This window comes from Streptosporangium sp. NPDC002721 (genome assembly GCF_042888905.1).
In the GTDB taxonomy this organism is placed as follows: Bacteria; Actinomycetota; Actinomycetes; order Streptosporangiales; family Streptosporangiaceae; genus Streptosporangium.
The window spans coordinates 25,932-42,507 of sequence record NZ_JBIAQI010000050.1 but is presented as its reverse complement, the minus strand read 5'-3'; the positions used below and the strand labels follow the sequence as shown (position 1 = coordinate 42,507).

General features: G+C 68.0%; 15 protein-coding genes. 4 read left to right on the top strand and 11 right to left on the bottom strand.

Translation table 11 applies throughout. The features are described from left to right. Positions 1–103: 103 nt before the first annotated feature. From ACFYWM_RS42340 to ACFYWM_RS42330, 3 genes are read right to left on the bottom strand one after another with little or no spacing between them, the layout of a single operon-like run. Positions 104–388, bottom strand: a complete 285-nt coding sequence (locus ACFYWM_RS42340; protein ID WP_389926791.1) for a hypothetical protein — start codon at positions 386–388, stop codon at positions 104–106. 4 nt (positions 389–392) lie between these two features. Further along, the gene (locus ACFYWM_RS42335; RefSeq protein WP_389926789.1) at positions 393–800 is read right to left on the bottom strand and encodes an ATP-binding protein; all 408 of its coding nucleotides are present in this window, start codon (positions 798–800) and stop codon (positions 393–395) included. After that, positions 797–1,054, bottom strand: a complete 258-nt coding sequence (locus ACFYWM_RS42330; RefSeq protein WP_389926787.1) for a hypothetical protein — start codon at positions 1,052–1,054, stop codon at positions 797–799. Before ACFYWM_RS42330 ends, ACFYWM_RS42335 begins: the two co-directional genes overlap by 4 nt. 207 nt (positions 1,055–1,261) lie before the next feature. Here ACFYWM_RS42330 and ACFYWM_RS42325 point away from each other — a divergent pair, with 207 nt between their 5' ends. Then, positions 1,262–2,143: a helix-turn-helix domain-containing protein gene (locus ACFYWM_RS42325; RefSeq protein WP_389926785.1), complete on the top strand. Its 882-nt coding sequence runs from the start codon at positions 1,262–1,264 to the stop codon at positions 2,141–2,143. Next, entirely contained in the window at positions 2,140–2,442 is a 303-nt protein-coding gene (locus ACFYWM_RS42320) for a DUF397 domain-containing protein (RefSeq protein ID WP_389926782.1), read from the top strand. Before ACFYWM_RS42325 ends, ACFYWM_RS42320 begins: the two co-directional genes overlap by 4 nt. Before the next feature lie 1,638 nt (positions 2,443–4,080). On the opposite strand, the gene ACFYWM_RS42315 is transcribed toward ACFYWM_RS42320, so the two are convergent. From ACFYWM_RS42315 to ACFYWM_RS42290, 6 genes are all read right to left on the bottom strand, one after another. Next, the gene (locus ACFYWM_RS42315) at positions 4,081–5,016 is read right to left on the bottom strand and encodes a hypothetical protein (protein WP_389926779.1); all 936 of its coding nucleotides are present in this window, start codon (positions 5,014–5,016) and stop codon (positions 4,081–4,083) included. After that, positions 5,013–7,853, bottom strand: a complete 2,841-nt coding sequence (cas3u, locus tag ACFYWM_RS42310) for a type I-U CRISPR-associated helicase/endonuclease Cas3 (protein WP_389926777.1) — start codon at positions 7,851–7,853, stop codon at positions 5,013–5,015. The genes ACFYWM_RS42315 and cas3u overlap by 4 nt, the downstream gene beginning before the upstream one ends. After that, positions 7,850–9,232 carry a type I-U CRISPR-associated protein Csb2 gene (gene csb2, locus ACFYWM_RS42305; RefSeq protein ID WP_389926774.1) on the bottom strand — a complete coding sequence of 461 codons (1,383 nt, stop codon included), beginning with the start codon at positions 9,230–9,232 and terminating at the stop codon, positions 7,850–7,852. Before csb2 ends, cas3u begins: the two co-directional genes overlap by 4 nt. A gap of 5 nt (positions 9,233–9,237) precedes the next feature. Then, a complete protein-coding gene (gene cas7u, locus ACFYWM_RS42300) occupies positions 9,238–10,407 on the bottom strand; it encodes a type I-U CRISPR-associated RAMP protein Csb1/Cas7u (RefSeq protein ID WP_389926772.1) in 1,170 nt (389 codons plus the stop codon). Between the two features lie 333 nt (positions 10,408–10,740). Next, entirely contained in the window at positions 10,741–11,568 is an 828-nt protein-coding gene (locus tag ACFYWM_RS42295; RefSeq protein WP_389926769.1) for a phosphotransferase family protein, read from the bottom strand. Positions 11,569–11,587: 19 nt separating this feature from the next. Further along, the gene (locus ACFYWM_RS42290) at positions 11,588–12,070 is read right to left on the bottom strand and encodes a glycine-rich domain-containing protein (RefSeq protein WP_389926766.1); all 483 of its coding nucleotides are present in this window, start codon (positions 12,068–12,070) and stop codon (positions 11,588–11,590) included. A 631-nt stretch (positions 12,071–12,701) separates the two neighbouring features. Between ACFYWM_RS42290 and ACFYWM_RS42285 the strand changes: the two genes are divergently transcribed. Beyond that, positions 12,702–13,682: a hypothetical protein gene (locus ACFYWM_RS42285; RefSeq protein WP_389926764.1), complete on the top strand. Its 981-nt coding sequence runs from the start codon at positions 12,702–12,704 to the stop codon at positions 13,680–13,682. Positions 13,683–13,875: 193 nt separating this feature from the next. Here ACFYWM_RS42285 and ACFYWM_RS42280 read toward each other — a convergent pair whose 3' ends face one another. After that, positions 13,876–14,775 carry a hypothetical protein gene (locus ACFYWM_RS42280; protein ID WP_389926762.1) on the bottom strand — a complete coding sequence of 300 codons (900 nt, stop codon included), beginning with the start codon at positions 14,773–14,775 and terminating at the stop codon, positions 13,876–13,878. A gap of 155 nt (positions 14,776–14,930) precedes the next feature. Between ACFYWM_RS42280 and ACFYWM_RS42275 the strand changes: the two genes are divergently transcribed. Beyond that, entirely contained in the window at positions 14,931–15,695 is a 765-nt protein-coding gene (locus tag ACFYWM_RS42275) for a group II truncated hemoglobin (RefSeq protein WP_389926760.1), read from the top strand. Positions 15,696–15,813: 118 nt separating this feature from the next. Here the strand turns inward: ACFYWM_RS42275 and ACFYWM_RS42270 are convergent, their stop codons facing one another. Next, positions 15,814–16,575 carry an ABC transporter permease gene (locus ACFYWM_RS42270; protein ID WP_389926757.1) on the bottom strand — a complete coding sequence of 254 codons (762 nt, stop codon included), beginning with the start codon at positions 16,573–16,575 and terminating at the stop codon, positions 15,814–15,816. Position 16,576 lies beyond the last annotated feature (1 nt).

Here is a 16,576-nt window from a genome sequence, read left to right as displayed (position 1 = left end):
CGTCTACCAGGGGTTTCTCTATGTCGTCAGGTGAGCGTCAACCTTGCGATCACGCTGTGACCAGCAGCCTGCTGCCAAGGGATGAAAAACGTTCAGTAGTGGATTACCGTACGAGGCCATGGAGCAGGGCGATCCACATCGCGTCCGCTTCCTGGGCCTGCCAGCGGTCGCTCTCGTCGATCGCATGATGCCGTCGCGTGCGGCGGATGAACCTCAGCCCGCCCGCCTGGCACAGCTCGTAGAACAGGGCATCGCAGTCGCAGGTCCACCTGACGACCCGCGCCTGTCCGTCCCCGCGCAGGGGGTGCCAGGTCAGCGGCTCGCAGTGAGAGCGGGCGGGGAGGACGTGCGGGCTGAGGCAGCGGGGCGAGTAGTCCCAGCTGACCACGGCGTCACTGCCCGCTCAGCTGGAACCAGACCACGCGCCCGGCCAGGGTCTCGTACCAACCCCAGGCCGAGGACAGCTCCTGCACCAGCCAGAGGCCACGCCCTCCACCGCTGTCGGGACTCACGCCCGCGCAGAGGCGAGGCCGTTGCCCGGTCGATCCGGCATCGACGACATCGATATGGAGCGTTCCATTGTGATGGGCGACGGCGATGATGATTCGTCCGTCGGGGCACCGGCCGGAGTCGGAGTGGCGGACCGCGTTGGTAACGAGTTCGGTGACGAGCAACAGCGCGTCGTCGATGTGCGGGTGGTCGATCCCTTTCAGCAGGTCGTGGACGTAGCGACGGGCCCGTGGAACGGCCGCGACCTGCGCGGGCACCTCGACCTGGCCCAGCAGCCCCAGCGCCCTCACCGCGTCCCCCGCGTGATCCGCTCGCAGGTCACCCGCGCCTTAGTCCGGGGCTTTCGCTCGTGCCTCCGATCCCAGGCGCAGGCCGAGGCGCGGCGATGCTGCTCGGCCACGGGCCTCTGCCCTCCGGGCGACAGGAAGATCTCCATGCTCGCCGGTCCGTCAGGAGGCAGCCGTACCACGGAGTCGACCCCCAACTCGTTCAACTCCCAGGCCAGCTCCACCAACTGCCCGCCCCACCCCTGAAGATCACGCACTTTCATCTCCCCGCCACCCCTTTTCGGTTTTGAAGGCGTTCGACCGGAAGTTGACGATTGCTCTCCATGAGCAATCCATCACTCTGCGTGCTTAGTTTGCATGACCGTAGCTCCCCCAGCAATAAGAATCGAAATGAACATCGTGCATGTTGATGAACGAAGATCACTTCGGCAGACTGCGGTAGGTCGGTTACGGAGAGGAGTGGAATGGGTGCTCAACGGAGCCCGTCGGTTCGGAGGCGTCGCCTCGCAGCGGAGTTGCAACGCCTCCGTAAGGAGGCAGGACTGACGCGAGACCAGGCCGCAGAGCACGCGGGATGCTCGCCTGTCACCATCACACGGATCGAATCGGCCGCAAGTGCAGCCACGGTCGCTCTCGTGGCCATGATGCTCGATCTCTACGGGGTCACCGGTGACCGTCGCGAAGCGCTCATGCGACTCGCCCGCGACGCGCGCAAGCGCGGGTGGTGGTACAAGATGTCCGAAGCGATTCCCGAGTGGGTCCAGAGCTACGTGGGCCTCGAAGAGGAGGCAACGACCCTCCAGGAGTACCAGTCGGAGTTCGTTCCCGGATTGCTCCAAACCGAGGACTACGCGCGAGCTGTCATGAGGTCGGCACCCGTATTGCCGCCAGACGAAGAACTGGAGCGACGGCTCTCAGTCCGGATGAAGAGACAGGAGCGAGTGCTGGAGCGTCCCGACCCGCCCATGATGTGGTGCATCCTCAACGAGGCGGTCATACGCAGGCCTGTCGGAGGAGTTCAGAGCATGCGGGATCAGCTTCGCAAACTGATCAAGCTCTCCGAAACAAACCACGTCACGATCCAAGTTCTACCGTTTTCCGCCGGTGTTCACCCAGCGATGGACGGTGGATTCACTCTTCTCAATTTCCCCAAACTATCCGATCCGGATACCGTGTATGTTGAATATTGGCAGGGAAGTGTCTATTTAGAGGATCCGCGAGAAGTAGACGCATACGTCCTGCTTTTCGATCATCTACGTGCGCGAGCCCTCGGGCCGGACCAGACCCGCAGCTTGATCGCGCAGGCCATCAGAGACATGCAGGCGGACGGAGAAGCGCAACCATGATGGATCTTTCCGGCGTGATCTGGCGCAAGGCGAGCTTGAGTAACGCCAACGGCGGCCAATGTGTCGAAGTCGGCACCTGGCGCAAGAGCACCCTCAGTGGTGGAAACGGCGGTAGCTGCGTCGAGGTCGCGGTCACCGGCAATGTTCAAGCTACCCCGGAGCGTCCAGTAGAGCCCGAATACCTCTTCTTGGTTCGCGACTCTAAGGACCCCGACGGTCCGGTGCTGTCCTTCAGCCCAACTGAGTGGGACGCTTTCCTCGTAAGCATCAAGGTGGGCTGTCTCGCAGACCGGACTTGATGGTTTGGGTGGCCATACTTGTGTTCTCGCGAATGAGGCCGGTCACGAGGACCGGGTTGAAACAAGAAGTCGTAGCCTGACTCGGAGGAGACGGAGTACCACCCGCAATGAGACCGGTCGCGAGGACCGGGTTGGAATGCTCATGGCGCCACCGCCGGCCAACTCCATCGCGCGTCCGTAATAAGACCAGGGTGAAGCGTGCTGGAACCGCTGTTGGGTGGCTTCAACAACGCCGTCCCGCAATGAGACCGGTCGGGAGACCGGAGTGAAACGAACCCTGTCTGCGAGCTCGCGTCTTCGGCTCAGTAGCCGCAATGAGACTGAGGTGAAACGGGTTGCATCGCCCGCGCATTAGACTGGTTCGCCACCCAGCCGCAATAAGGCTGATCCGGAGACCAGGGTGAAACACGGTAGATCCGCTCGTCCAGGATCCCTCCTCGCTCGCCGCAATGAGACCGGTCTGGAGACCGGGGTGAAATGCGGACAGCACACCATCTTCGGGTTCGGGTAGGCTGAGCCGCAATAAGACCGGTCCGGAGGCCGGGGTGAAACACCCAGGCCAAGACCGGGGCCATCAAGGAGTAGATCTGGCCGCAATAAAACCGGTTCGGAGGCCGGTGCGGAATGTTGTGTTCGGCGAAGCCGCCGCGTATGTTGCCCGGACTGCCGCAATGAGACCGGTCTGGAGACCGGGGTGGAACTGACTTATCAAGCTGAGGCCAGCCGCAATGAGACCGGCCCGAAGACCGGAGTGAACCCCCGGCTGTGTGCTGGCCGAGGTCGTCAAGGCCCTGCCGCCACAATGAGATCAGTCTGGAGGCCAGGATGGAACCCGAGCGTCTGCAAGCCCTTGGCCCCGTCGATTCCCACCCGCAATGAGGCCGGTCCGGAGACCGGGGTGGAACAGGCTGCCGTCTTCAGGGGCCCGGTGAGGCCGTCCCCGCAATGAGACTGGCTCGAAGGTCGGGGTGAAACCACTATAGGCCGAAGTTGCCGATCGTGTTCTTCACCCCGCAATGAGACTAGGTTGGAGACCGAAGTAGAGCCGGCTAACGACTTCTGTAGCCGTCACGCGCGGCGGCGGACCGCAATGAGACCGGTTCGGAGACTGGAGTAGAAAAACGTCTTTGGCGGGCTCGCGAGTGATCCAGAACTGCCCGTAATGAGCCCGGTTCAGAGGCCGTGGTGAAACACGCAGATCGGAGGGATGGCACCGTCACTCCCGCAGTGAGGCCAGTTTGTAGACCGTGATAAAACTTGGCCAGAGTTTCGAGGTCGCCGTCCTCGACGCCTCCACAATGAAGCGATTTGCAAACCGGAGTGGAACGTATTGACGGTCTGCCCGGCATGGCAGGCGTCGGGGGCCCGCAATGAGATCAGTCTGCAAACCGGAGTGAAATCCCGTTCGCGAGCTGGATTTATAACACAGAGTAGCTAAGTTGAGTTGAAGTGATATCCGATTTAGTGCTTAGAGTGCTCGCTTGGGCCTCGGAGTCTCCGGATAAAGTGGGCATGCTTGGGGTTCCCAACCGCCGGGGTGGCGGACGGGGAAGAGCAAGGTGTTCTGTGTGTTCCGCCGGGACGGAGATCGGGCGCTATGTGTTTTTCAAATGACGAGTCGTGCGTACATGCAAGAGATCAGGTGACCGTCACGGGAAGCGGGGCCAGGACACCGTCGAAGGTGCGGCCCGGGATGCGTTGGCGTTCCGCGCCGTAGATGTTGAAGACGCCGAGGGCCGGCCACAGGGTGGAGTTGATCGTAGGGACGCGGTCACGAGGGGCGAGGGCGGGATGGTCGAGGAGGCACCTCACAGCAGAGAGATCGAGGGCGGGGCGCCAGAGGGGCCACAGCATGACCGAGGTGGAGCCGGTTCGGTGCCAGAGGGTGGCGCGGAGGTGGTGGCCGTCGCCGGTGATGCGGAGGAGGGGTAGGGCCATGGTGGCCAGCCAGGTGGCTCCGGGGACGCCGCTTTCCCGGCCGGGGCGGCCCTCGGTGTCGTCGCTGTTGCTGCGCAGCACCCGGTGGTCGAGGTATTCGCCGGTGAATCCCTCGACGCGTCGCCAGCCGACGAGGGCTTCCAGGAGCCGCTGAGGCTCGTTCCGTACCGCCTCCAGGGGTTTCTCGAAGAACGTGCGTAGCTTCTGCTGTCCGCTGGGGGCGGTGAACGGTGTGATGGCGCAGCGGCCCTGCTTGTCGAGGGCGAGGTCGGTGACCAGGGACGGCAGCCAGGTGTCCACCGCCTCGGGATGGCTCGCCATCAGCTGGTGAAAGTCCTCGCGGGATCGGCGCAGCGGGTCCTTTCCCGAGCCGGACGGCGGTGGGAAACCGGCTCCGCCGTCGGGGAGGACGGCCGAGTCGGGGATCGACGCGACGACATCGCGCAGGGCGTCCGCTATCTCCTCGGCCGTCTCGTACGGGCTGTGCAGGATCGCGCAGGCGGTGGTGTCGGAGAAGGAGAGGGCGGCGGGCACGTGGCAGATGTCGGCGCAGACGCGCAGGAGGCCCAGGGCGGCGAGGAAGCCGAGCGGGTCTCGTCCGTCGAGGGCGGGGAGTTCCGTGCTGAAGGTCGTCATGTCCGTTCCTCGCTGCGAGCCGAGCACCAGATGTCGGCCAGCCGGACCACGGCTTCCATCCGGGCGAGCCCCCAGCGGCCATAGCGCTGGTTGAGGCGTTCGAAGCGGCCCGGAGACGTCCAGTCGACCGACCGGGAGGTGTCGACCTCGATCGGCCGGCCGTCCCGCTCGATCTTGGTGGTCGGCGCGGGGTCGATGACCGAGGGGAACAGCGGGCGGCTTCGTCCGTGGTGGCTGGCGACGAGGTGCAGGACCAGGTCGTGGTCGACGTCGCGTACGTCGGCCAGCAGTGCTGTCGCGATCTGGGCGGAGAGCACCTCGTGGCGCATCGAGCCCGGATAGGACGTTCTCCGGCGGGCTTGCCGGAAGGCGGCGCGGTCGCCGGGGGGCATGCCCGACTTCGCGAGCGGTTCGTCGCTGGCCGCTGCCGCCCAGCGGTCGCCACCGTGGAGCATGACCTGGAAGCGCGGGTCGCGTTTACCCTCGTCATGCCAGAGGGCGGCGAGCCCGACGGCCCGGACGACCTCCGGCTCCATGCCCAGGTTGCGGGCGAACTCCTCGGCTTTCTCGGCCACCTCCTGCTGGTGGACGGCCAGGGAGAGCTTCGCGGAGGAGATGGAGGATCCTGCGGCGGTGGTGTCCTCGCGGAACGCGGTGGTTCCGAACGACAGGAGGAGGGTGCCGGTGTCGAGGTGGTCGATCAGCCGACCCTGGGGGCGGGCGGTGAGCCTTCTGAGCATCGTCAGGTGGGGCAGGTCGTCCTGGCCTGGCTGAGTCGGCGTGGATCGGAGCGACAGGACGGAGGCGTCTTGATGGTCGGTTCGCAGGCGGTCGACCCAGGCTGCGATCTCGGGGGCGAAATCGGGAGCGTAGGTCTCCATGGCACGGACCAGGCTCGGGCCGACGCGGATCGTCATGCCTCCCCGAAGGCCAGACTGTGCGAGGTCGGCGATGTCAGTCGCGAGCTCGCGGCTGTCGGGATGCCAGCCGTACTTGTCGCAGCCGCCGTAGGAGGTGGGGACGACGACGAGATCGGATGCGCGGATCTTCGCGGGGCCGACCACTTCGGCGCTGCCGCGTGGGCGGTAACGCAGCACGGACCTGCCGCCGGGTGGGACGGTGACGTCGGGGAGGTGCTCGGCCTCCAGGTCGCTGACATCGTCCCCGCCGGGCTCGCCGCTGAGCCAGCGTTTCATGGCGGGGAGGGGCAGCTCGATGCTCTCGGCCGAGATCGGCGGCACCAGGCCGACGAGGTCGGGCCATAGATCCGTGTCGCCGGGGAGGTCACGCCAGACCACCGTCACCTGGGCTGTCTCCCGCTCGATTCCGTGCAGGTAGGGGGCCACAGGGATGTCGTTGAGGGGGATCGGCGAGGTGCGGGCCCAGACGTCCAGGTGGGCGCTGCCCAGGAAGGGGACGTAGGAGCGGGGCTCTCGCAGTGTCGCCCACTGGCCGGGGGGCATGGCTCGCACCAGTACGCGCAGTGCCGAGGGGAAGACGTCCATGCCCGCCGGTTCGGCGGGAAGCCGCGCCTTCTGCGAGTGGGTGAGGGGTGTGCCACCCTGCTCACACAGCCAGGCCCAGGTCGCCGGGCGCGCTGTGTCGTACACGCCGTCGGAGTCCGCCGAGCCGTGCAGCACGACCACGGAGGCCACGGTCTTCTGGTCGCCGAGGCGGTTCAGGCGGCCGAGGCGCTGGATGAGCGCGGGCAGCGAGGACGACTCGGTCACGAGCGCGTCCAGGTCGATGTTCGCGCCGACCTCGATCGTCTGGGTCGCCACGACGAACATCGGCTCGGCGGACGCGCGGTCCCGGCCCGCCCTGATGCGCTCGTAGTGGTTGGAGAGCAGGTAGTCGCGGTCTAGCGGACGGATCTTGCCGGTCAGCAGCACGCAGCGGCTCTCGCGGTCGGTGCGCAGGAGCTCGAACACGGCTCGCGCCCGCGCCACGGTGTTGACGACGACTCCGACGACCGGGTGTTCGCGGTGCAGCTTCCGCGCCCAGTGGGCGAGGGCGTCGGGCATCACCTTCGCCGTGTTGGCCTTGGTGGTCGGCACCTCCACCAGGTGGAGCCGTTTGGACGCCTTCAACCGCTTGGACGCCTCCCGATGGTTCTCGTCCGCCTCGGTGATGCCGTGCACATTGGCGGTGTCGGCCTCGGGGCTGGCGGACATGCTGACCACGGTCGGACGGATCGGTGCCGGTGTCTCGTCGCAGGTCGTGGCCCCGCGTACGCTCGCCAGGAACGCCTCGGAGAGGTGAGCCTCGTCCACCACGATCAGGCTGTCGGTGCCCACCAGCGCCGCGTCGATCGGGCGCAGGTGTTCCCCGACGCCGTAGCCGCGGAAGAGGAACCGGCTGCCCACCTGGTCGACGGTCCCGACGACGATCGCGTGCCGGTCAGGTCGCTCGACCCACCGCCACGACCAGTTGACCCCGCCGCGCATCCGGGTGACCTCGACCGGCGTCCCGGCGGTGTCACCCTCCATCCGGAGGGCGGTGGCGACCTTCACCGCGAGGCTCCCGCGTTCGGAGGTGCGGAGAGCTTCGGCGATGGTCTCGGCGTGCCGGTACGCCTCGTCGACGATGAGCCGACGGTCGACGACGAAGAAGACGCGCTTGGGGACCCCGATACGGGACTGAATCCTGCCGAGGGCCGCCGCGAAGAGGGCGACATCGATCACGGACGTCTTGCCCAGGCCCGTGGGGACGTCGATCAGCTCCGGCCAGCCCTCCCGGACCACCCGGTCGAGCAGCGCGGTCTGCCAGGGGAAGGGCTCGTACCCGTGGACCTCCCGGTAGAAGGCGGGGAAGTCGGTGACGGCGAGGGCACTCATCCGGACACCCCCTCGGGGACGAAGAGGCCGAGGCCGAGATAGCGCAGGGAACCCGCGATCACCGGACCCACCACCGGCCGGTCGAAGACGACCCGGGCGTGCACGATGGGTTTCTTCGGCCGGTTGGACGGGAGGGATCCCGGGCGGGGACGCCAGATCGCCCCGCGCGTCAGCGGCGCCGTCGAGACCTCGACGTCGGTGACGTCGGGGAAACCGGCCCGGCGCAGCGATTTGGCGACCATCTGCTCGTACGAGCGGCCGGGGCGGGCGAAGCTGTCGGTCATCATCGGGGTGGCTGTGACCCAGGTGCGGGTCCCTTCCGCCCTGCCGGTCCACCGGCCGCGACGCAGGGTGCGCAGGTTCTGACCCTGGCTGAGCCGCACCGGCTCGCCGGGCCAGGGGGTGAGCCTGGTCAGCGGGTCGGCCATGACGGCCTTGGCCAGCCGGTTCCAGTCTTCGGCGGGCATGTGGCGGGGGAGTGCCAGCGCCACTCCCAGAAGGCGGCCGTCGGAGTGTTCCTGCTCGACGTCGGGAAGCGCGAGGAAGGCGACGTGGGTCCTGTCGTCGGCCCCGTGCCCGCTCACCTGGGCGGGGATCGGCTCGGTGACCCTGGACATGACGGCCTTGCGCAGGGCGAGCGTGAGCCGGGCGACCTGGTCGCCGCTGACGCGGGCGCTGGGCCGCTCGAATCCCCACACGATCAGGTCGTCCCAGGGGGAGAGGTGCGTCGGGACGGATTCTTCCGTCACCACGACCGGTGAGTACGGCAGCGCCCGCGCGGCCTCCCACGCTCTGCCGCCACGGTCGTAGGCGTCTCGGAGCGCGTCGGTGTATCCGACGTAGGGCACGCGCAGCTCGATCGCGCCGGGGGTGCCGAGCGCGACCGGGGCCAGCTCCGACCAGGCCGGTTCGTCGTCGGGCAGGGAGCCGGTCACGGTCACCTCGGCCTGGCTGGTCGAACGGCCGACGTACGGCACCCGGCGGGCCAGGGCGCCGAGCTTGGCGAGCACGCTGGGGTCGGGGTCGGCGCCCGGCCACACCACGGCGAACCGGTCGCAGGCCGGGGTGACGAACGCGCGGCCGCGCGCCCCGTTCGTGCGGCCCGGCCAGGTCTGGCTGCCGCTCTTCTGCTCGGTCTGGTTCGTCACCACGTAGGAGTCGGTCCGGCCCGGTCGCGCGTCGTCCATGGCCGCGCGCACCACCGGCGCCCCGGCGCGTTCGAGCCAGCGCAGGGCGTCCCAGTCGTCCGCCTGAACCGCCGAGGCGGCGAGGGCGCAGAACAGCCGGGCCGGGTGAGGGGGCCATTCGGCCCGGCTGGGCCGCATGTCACCGGCGTCGTAGCGGCCGTGGCGCAGCCGCACCGTGAGAGTGAGCGCCACGGGTGCTACTCCTCGTCGGCGGCGGACTGGGCGAAGGCGAACTCGATCGCCTGCTGGAGCGAGGGGATCGGGGTGACCTCGATCGTGTCGTCGGCCATCGGCACGCCCAGCCGGCCCGCCTCGTCGCGCAGCTCGTGGTAGGCGTCCAGCGCCTCTCGTACCGACACCTCAAGCTCGTCGACGCCGCCGCCGGGAAGCTCCAGGCCGACCGTCTCGGACGCCTTGGCCAGGTCGCAGCCCGAGCGCAGCCAGACCGACGGGCGCCCGAACGCCAGCCGGTCGCCGACGAGGGTGAGGGCGGCGAGCGTGGCGCGTCCGGCCACACAGGCTTCGGCGGAGGCGTCACCGAAGCGCAGGCGCTCAAGGCCCGCGAAGGAGATGCTCGCGATCCGGCGGATCTCCCTGACGGTAGCCCCGCCCGGCACCGGGTTGGGGGCGATGTTGCCGTGCCCGATCTCGCTGAGCTTGCCGCCCTTCTTCTTCTCCCCGTCGGCGACGAACTTCCAGTGGTTCTCCGCCTTGGTCTTGTCGTCGACCGAGCCGGTGAGGTTCTGCGGGTCGAGGCGCCCGCCGCGTCGCGCGGTGAAGCAGGGGGCCACGCCGTACATGGTCGCGGTGTAGAGGCGGGCGAACTTGGGCCAGCGGCCCTTGCGGTGGGAGTCCCACGCACCGAGGACGAGGGACAGGGGCTCGCGCTCGAACAGCGGCCGGACGTCGGTCACGCTGACGGCACGCAGCCGCTCGCCGATCGCGCTCTGGTCGAAGCGGACCCCGCCGATCGTGCTGTCGCGCAGGTAGGCGTCGGCGTAGCGGTGGGGGAAGTCGAGCGAGGTCAGCCGGATCTCGCCCCGGGACGTCTTCGTCCGGAGCTCGAACATCGGCAGAGTGAGACGGCCCCCGTCGCGGGCGTCACGCAGGGCCTCCTCCAGCCGGTTGGACTGGGACTGCTCCTGGTCGATCGTCACCGTCCCGACCCGCTCGCCGTCGACCAGGCGATCGGCGACGACGTACTTCTTCGTGAGGTCCTTCTCGTTCTTGTCGACGGGGAAGGTGGGGGGCATCACGACGTTGCCCTCGCCGCCGACCGGCTGATATCTGGCTTGCACCACCAGCGCCGTGTGCTTCCTGTCGTCGCCGAGCGCGTCCAGAAGACGTGCCGAAAGACTCGTGCTCACCGCGAACACCTCTCTGTGTTGCCTGACCGCGAGAAATTGCTGGGGAGAGAATGGCAGGCGGGACCGACAAAATTAGATCCGCTCATGATGCTCAGCGACGCAGGTCAGAGAAGTTCCTTCTGTTTTTGTCGGCAAAATCAGCAAAACACGTAAAGTCGCAGCGAGAATGCAAAAACGGAAAAATCCGATATTTACAGAAATGTCCTTTATGGGAGGCCGTTGAACTCGCCCGAGACCCTTGCAGGGCGTACCTCGACATCCTGCGCTCCAACAACACGCCCCGCCGTACCACGGAAGGCTGCCATGACCGGATCGCCTGCCTGATCGCTCTGGTCAGCCGATGCGGTACTCCGCCCATGCCCGGCATGCCGCAGAGGTCCGCAGTCGCTTCTCCTTCAGATGGGCGGGCCCGATGTCGGCCATGCGGGTGGCGAACAGGGCGCGGGTGGCGGCCAGCGCGGTCACCGCGTCCCTGGGCGCCGAACTCCAGTCGGGCACCCGGGCGGCGACGTCCTCGGCCTCGGCGGGTGTGTGCCCGGCGTCGATCAGGCGCGGGACGAGGAACGCCACATCGACCCAGGGAACGCCCCGGCAGGCCATCGACCAGTCGACGACCTGGCACCGCTCGCCGTCGACGAGGAGGTTGCCCGAGTGCAGGTCCGCGTGCAGCAGAGCCTCTCCGGCCAACTCCTCCAGGTCGAACGCCTTGACGAGCGGCCCGTAGCGGGCGTACTCGGCCGGACACTCCGCCAGGATCGCCTCGGCCTGCCGGAGCAGCGCGGTCACCTTGCCGGTGATCGAGGGTGCGTCCGGCCACGGGCAGGGAACGGAGATGGCGGCGACCGCGTCCACCACGGCGGAGATGTGCGGCGAGTCGGGCGCCAGATCCGCCTCCCGGCCGGGCGCGTGCTCGAAGACGAGCAGGTGCCAGCCGGCGACGTCGTCCGCCCACAACAGCCGTGGCGCGGGTATCTCTGTGGGGAGAACCTGGTTGGTGGTGCGCTCGCGCAGCAGGTGTCCGGCGACCGGTGCGGCAGCGGGAGCCGCCTTCACGAAGAAGACGGCTCTCGCGGTGGTGATGTGTGCGGCGACTCCGGAGGTCAACCCGATGTCGGCCGACCGGATGCCGACGACCGGGCCGGTCCGCTCCTGGACAGCCATGCGGGCAGATTCGGGCAGGTCAGCCCACTGCCTTCTTCGGACTGTCATAGCACCCCGCATGACATTGGTTGCACCTGCCGCCGCCGTCGTTGCCGCAGTCGGCAGAGGTCGGCCACACGATCGGATCCACTCGGTAACCGGCCGCCTCCATCGCCGCCATCGTAGTCGCGAGGTTGTTCTCCGCACCGGGCTCGCCGGGCTCGTCGTCGGGGGCGTGATGGATGAACCGGCCTGCGGTCTTCTGGCAGAAGGCGGCGTACTCGCGGGTGTACATCAGGAACGTGTGCCAGCCGATGTCGACGGTACTGGACGGGCCCAGGCCGGCCCCGGGGTTGGCGGCGCAGGTGGCGAGGAACGCGAGCGCCTGCTCCATGATGACGTCGGCCTGGTGGGTGTGCTCGGGGTGATCGACGGCGATCCGCGCGGTGAGCCGGTTGAACAGCTTCGGCGTGATCAGGGTGTGGGCGGTGGTGAGGGCGGGGCGTTCGGTGGTGATGGTCATCTCGGGCCTTCCCAGTCGGTGGTGCCGGTTGGCTTGCTCTCTCACGGTCGCCGCTGCCGGAGTTCGCGTCATTGCTGGGTCAGTCGCTGGTCATTGAGGGTGAAGGGTCAATCACGCCACCATGTCCTGCACGGTAAGTGCCTGATTGGTTACGGTCCATATGTCGGCGTGTTCGACATGCGGAGGTCTCCTGATGGGGCAGATCACCAGGTCAAGGCGTGCGCAGATCCAACGCGAGGCGGTAGCCCTCCGCATGCGTGGACAGCGCGAGGGGTTCCCGCTGGAGCGGATCGTCACCGCCATGCGTAGCACCTTCCCGGAGGTGTCGCCGCTGGAGGCGTGGCGGCTGGCATTGGGCTGGTCCCGTGCCCAGACCATCACACAGATCGCCGACCTCTATGTCACTGACGGCTTGAAGCCGCCGGCCTTGTCGGAGGCGATGCTGTGCCGCTTCGAACACGGACCGGACCGGCCGGGCCCGGAATACGTGACGATGCTGGCCCGTGCCTACGGGGCGCGTCCGGATCAGCTCGGGTTGCGGTCGCGATGCGTGTGCGGATACGGGGAGCAGAGATACGGTCGACCGGAGGCCCATCCCAGGTGGGCGCCGGTCCTGCTGCCAGGAGAAGCGATGACCACAGCCAGTGGACTGCCCGCCGTCCGAGAGTCGCTGCGCCTGGCACTGCTGAACGCCCCCTACGGCGGTCCGCTGGTCGTCGAACTCGCCGAGGCGACCGTTGAGCACTACGCCCTCAACTACTCCAGGCACCCGCCAGTGATTCTGTTCGACGAGGTGCACGCCGCCCGCGGCCTCCTTGGGGACGCGCTGGCCACCCCCGCCGACGCCACGACCGGCGCCGAGTTGCGCCGCGCCGCCGGATGGCTGTCCGGGCTGCTCGGCAACCTCGCGTTCCACCTGGCCGACCACAGCGGCGCCCGCGCGCACCTGGCGGTCGCTGCGGCGTTCGGTGACCAGGTCGGAGACGCCCATCTCTCCGCGTGGGTGCTGGGAGCCCAGAGCATGGTGGCCCGCGCCCGCCACGAACGGACCGTGGCCCTCGCCTACGCGCAGGCCGGCGCGGAGAAAGCGGCATCACCGCTGGGGCGGGCTCAACTGCTGGGGTGGGCGGTGCTGCCGTCGTTGGCGCAGCTGGGCCGGGCGGCCGAGGCTGAACGCGTTCTGGAGGAGGCGACCGGTCTCCTCGCCGCCGACCCCGCCGGTGGCGCCCCGGGCCGGTTCGGGTTCGACGCGCCCGAGCTGGATCTGCACGAGGCGGAGGCGTGGCTCGCCCTGGGACGCACCGATCGAGCCATAAGACGTGCCGAGGCGTCAACGGCGGGGTGCGCGCCGTACACGCCGGGTTGGGCGGCGGCGACGCTCGTGCTCGCTCAGGCGGAGGCTCCGGCGCGTCCGGGGGATGCCGCCGCACGAGCTCTCGATGTGCTGGAGCGTGTCCCGGCCGATCGGTTGCGGTTCACGTCCCGTGAGCGCCTGCGACAGGTGGCGGCCGCGCTGGGCGACGCGGACATCGCCACGGTGCGGGATCTCCGCGAGCGGCTACGGGCCCTCCCGCCGCCCATCGACGTCCACGGCCGCGGCGCTACCGCGTGACCGGTTTCAGCTTTCCGCGCTGAAGCCGGAGCCGGCCACGAGGTGTCTCACCCGCTGAACGTCAGCTTCTGTAAGAGGTCGCCCGGTGTGGTGGCAGTGGCCCCGGGAGACGTTCCGACCCTTCGGAGTTCGCCCCTCCACGGGTCGGTGCTTCGTTCCGGGATCGCGTACCCAACCTCTGTGGGCAGTACAGCTAGCCGATGTCGAAGGCGACGTCGGTGAGGTCGATCGTCCGCACCTCCGGACTGTCGAGGAGCTTGCGCAGGTTGCCGAGTTTCCAGCCTTCGACGACGAGTCCGTACACGACGCCCTCCTGGGCCGCCCCGGCGAGCTGGCCGCGGTACAGCTCGAACTCCTCAAGGTCGTCCCCCTCATCGAGCAGCCCGACCCACCTGCGAAATTCCGCCAGTGCCGGCACGGGTTCGGTCTCGCACTGATGGGGGACGTCCTCCCAGTTGGTCTCCTCGTTCATGTAGCGGTCCCAGACGACCGCGTTCATGGAGGGCACCTCGCTGGAGTCGTCGAAGAAGGACGTGGCGTAGATGTAGGAGACGCCTCCATCGCAGATTTCGTGCCTCCGGTTGAAGGCGACGAGCTGTTCGGCGGTCATCGAGTGCGCGAACTCCACGACCCCGACGGCCCTGAGCGTCTGGGGGAGTCCGTCGATGGTCTTCCCGACCTTCTTCTTCAGCTGCTCGTCGACGCCGGGCTCCGCGTTCACGGAGTTGATCGCGACGAACAGGCTGCTGGACGGTTTGTCGCGGGAGGGGGCCCGGACGGCGCCGAACAGGTCCTCCGTGATCTCGTACTTCGTCTCGTCATCGCTGGGACCGGCCTGGCGGGGCGTCCCCCACATTGTGTGGGTCGTCTCCAGCAGTCCGCCGTCGCTGTGACCGGGCAACAGGTACTTGTCCGGGTTCGCGACGCGGGCGGCGGTGCCGTACACCTGGGCCGTCCGTTTGTCGTCGAAGTCGCCGAACAGCCACAGAACCCGTTCGACCACGTTGAGGGCGAGGAACAGCGCCGAGGCGACGATCAGGACCTTGAGAAGGGACCTGGCCGTGTACGCCCAGTCGGGCTCCCTCGTGTTCATCACCGCGCGCTCCTGCGACCTAGATCAAATCGGGTACGGCGCACCATAGCCGCCCGGAAGCGGCTCCAGGGGAGTCGGTATCGATTCCTTCCAATTGTGATCACCGGCCCCGTAAGGTGATTACATGCTTACTTGATCACGCGAAGGTGGAGACGATGATCGTTGAGTACGTCCGCTACCGCGTTCCCCGGGCCGAGGAGTTCGAGGCCGCCTACCGGCGGGCGGTGGTGCCGTTGGACAGGGCGCCCCAGTGTCTGGACTACGAGCTGTCGAGATGTGCCGACGAGCCGGGCGTCTACGTCCTGCGCATCGTCTGGACCTCCGCCGAGGGGCACCTGGAGGGCTTCCGTGGCAGCGAGCACTTCACGGAGTTCTTCGCCGAGATAAAGCCGTACGTCGCGGACATCGAGGAGATGCGGCACTACGAACCGGTGCTCACGAAGACCGAACCGGTGCTCACGAGGACCGAGCCGACGCTGTTCGACTGGGCGGGTGGCGCGGCGGCGTTCGAGCGGCTGACCGAGACGTTCTACGGCCACGTGCGCGAGGACGAGGTGATCGGCCCGCTGTTCGCGCACATGGATCCGGGCCATCCGCGGTACGTCGCGCTGTGGCTGGCGGAGGTCTTCGGCGGCCCCGACCGCTACACCCGCGAGCGCGGCGGTTATCCGCACATGCTCTCCCAGCATCTCGGCAGGCACCTCACCGAGCGGCAGCGTCGCAGGTGGGTGAGCCTGCTGATGGACGCGGCCGACGAGGTGGGGCTCCCCGCCGATCCCGAGTTCCGGGCGGCGTTCGCCGGATACGTCGAGTGGGGCACCCGTCTCGCGGTGTCGAACTCCCAGCCGGGCGCCACCCCGCCCCTCCAGGCGCCGGTCCCGCGCTGGGGCTGGGGAGTCGCCCCGCCGTACCGGCCGTGACCCCGGCTCCGCGCCGCACCGGACGGCGTGGCGTCGCGGGGACACATGGGACGACCGTGCCGCGGTACGCCTGTCCGTCACGTCGATCCGGATCGGGACGGACTCGATCGGCGCGGTCCTAGGAGATCTTGCGGCGGTAGGTGTTCATGGCGAAGAAGTAGGCGACGACAAGGATGCCGACGCACCAGCCGAGGGCGATCCAGATGTCGGTGCCGACCGGCTGCTGGGCGAACAGGTCGCGGATGGCGTTCACGATGGACGTCACCGGCTGGTGTTCGGCGAAGAAGCGTACCGGGCCGGGCATGGTGGCGGTGGGCACGAACGCCGAGCTGAGGAACGGCAGGAAGATGAGCGGGTAGGAGAACGCGCTCGCGCCCTCCATGGTCTTGGCGGACAGGCCGGGGACGACGGCGATCCACGTCAGCGCCAGGGTGAACAGGATCAGGATGCCCGCGACCGCGAGCCACGCCGGCAGTCCCGCCGCCGAGCGGAAACCCATGAGCAGGGCGACGAGCACGACGACCACGAGCGAGATCACGTTGGCGACCAGCGAGGTCAGCACGTGCGCCCACAGTACCGACGAACGCGCGATCGGCATGGACTGGAAGCGCTCGAAGATTCCGCCCTTCATGTCCATGAACAGCCGGAACGCGGTGTAGGCGATGCCCGAGGCGACCGTGATGAGCAGGATGCCGGGCAGCATGTAGTTCACGTACGAGCCCGACCCGGTGTCGATCGCGCCGCCGAACACGTAGACGAACATCAGCATCATGGCGATCGGCATGATCGCGGTCGTGATGATGGTGTCGGGGCTGCGCGCGATGTGGCGCAGGGAACGCCCCAGCAGGACGGCGGTGTCGCCGAGGAAATGCTTGCTCATC

What these genes read in the sequence shown, in the direction of transcription:
- ACFYWM_RS42325 (WP_389926785.1), top strand. Translation starts at nt 1,262, where the DNA reads ATGGGTGCTCAACGGAGCCCGTCGGTTCGGAGGCGTCGCCTCGCAGCG.
- ACFYWM_RS42320 (WP_389926782.1), top strand. Translation starts at nt 2,140, where the DNA reads ATGATGGATCTTTCCGGCGTGATCTGGCGCAAGGCGAGCTTGAGTAAC.
- ACFYWM_RS42315 (WP_389926779.1), bottom strand. Translation starts at nt 5,016, where the DNA reads ATGACGACCTTCAGCACGGAACTCCCCGCCCTCGACGGACGAGACCCG.
- cas3u (WP_389926777.1), bottom strand. Translation starts at nt 7,853, where the DNA reads ATGAGTGCCCTCGCCGTCACCGACTTCCCCGCCTTCTACCGGGAGGTC.
- ACFYWM_RS42295 (WP_389926769.1), bottom strand. Translation starts at nt 11,568, where the DNA reads ATGGCTGTCCAGGAGCGGACCGGCCCGGTCGTCGGCATCCGGTCGGCC.
- ACFYWM_RS42290 (WP_389926766.1), bottom strand. Translation starts at nt 12,070, where the DNA reads ATGACCATCACCACCGAACGCCCCGCCCTCACCACCGCCCACACCCTG.
- ACFYWM_RS42285 (WP_389926764.1), top strand. Translation starts at nt 12,702, where the DNA reads ATGACCACAGCCAGTGGACTGCCCGCCGTCCGAGAGTCGCTGCGCCTG.
- ACFYWM_RS42280 (WP_389926762.1), bottom strand. Translation starts at nt 14,775, where the DNA reads ATGAACACGAGGGAGCCCGACTGGGCGTACACGGCCAGGTCCCTTCTC.
- ACFYWM_RS42275 (WP_389926760.1), top strand. Translation starts at nt 14,931, where the DNA reads ATGATCGTTGAGTACGTCCGCTACCGCGTTCCCCGGGCCGAGGAGTTC.
- ACFYWM_RS42270 (WP_389926757.1), bottom strand. Translation starts at nt 16,575, where the DNA reads ATGAGCAAGCATTTCCTCGGCGACACCGCCGTCCTGCTGGGGCGTTCC.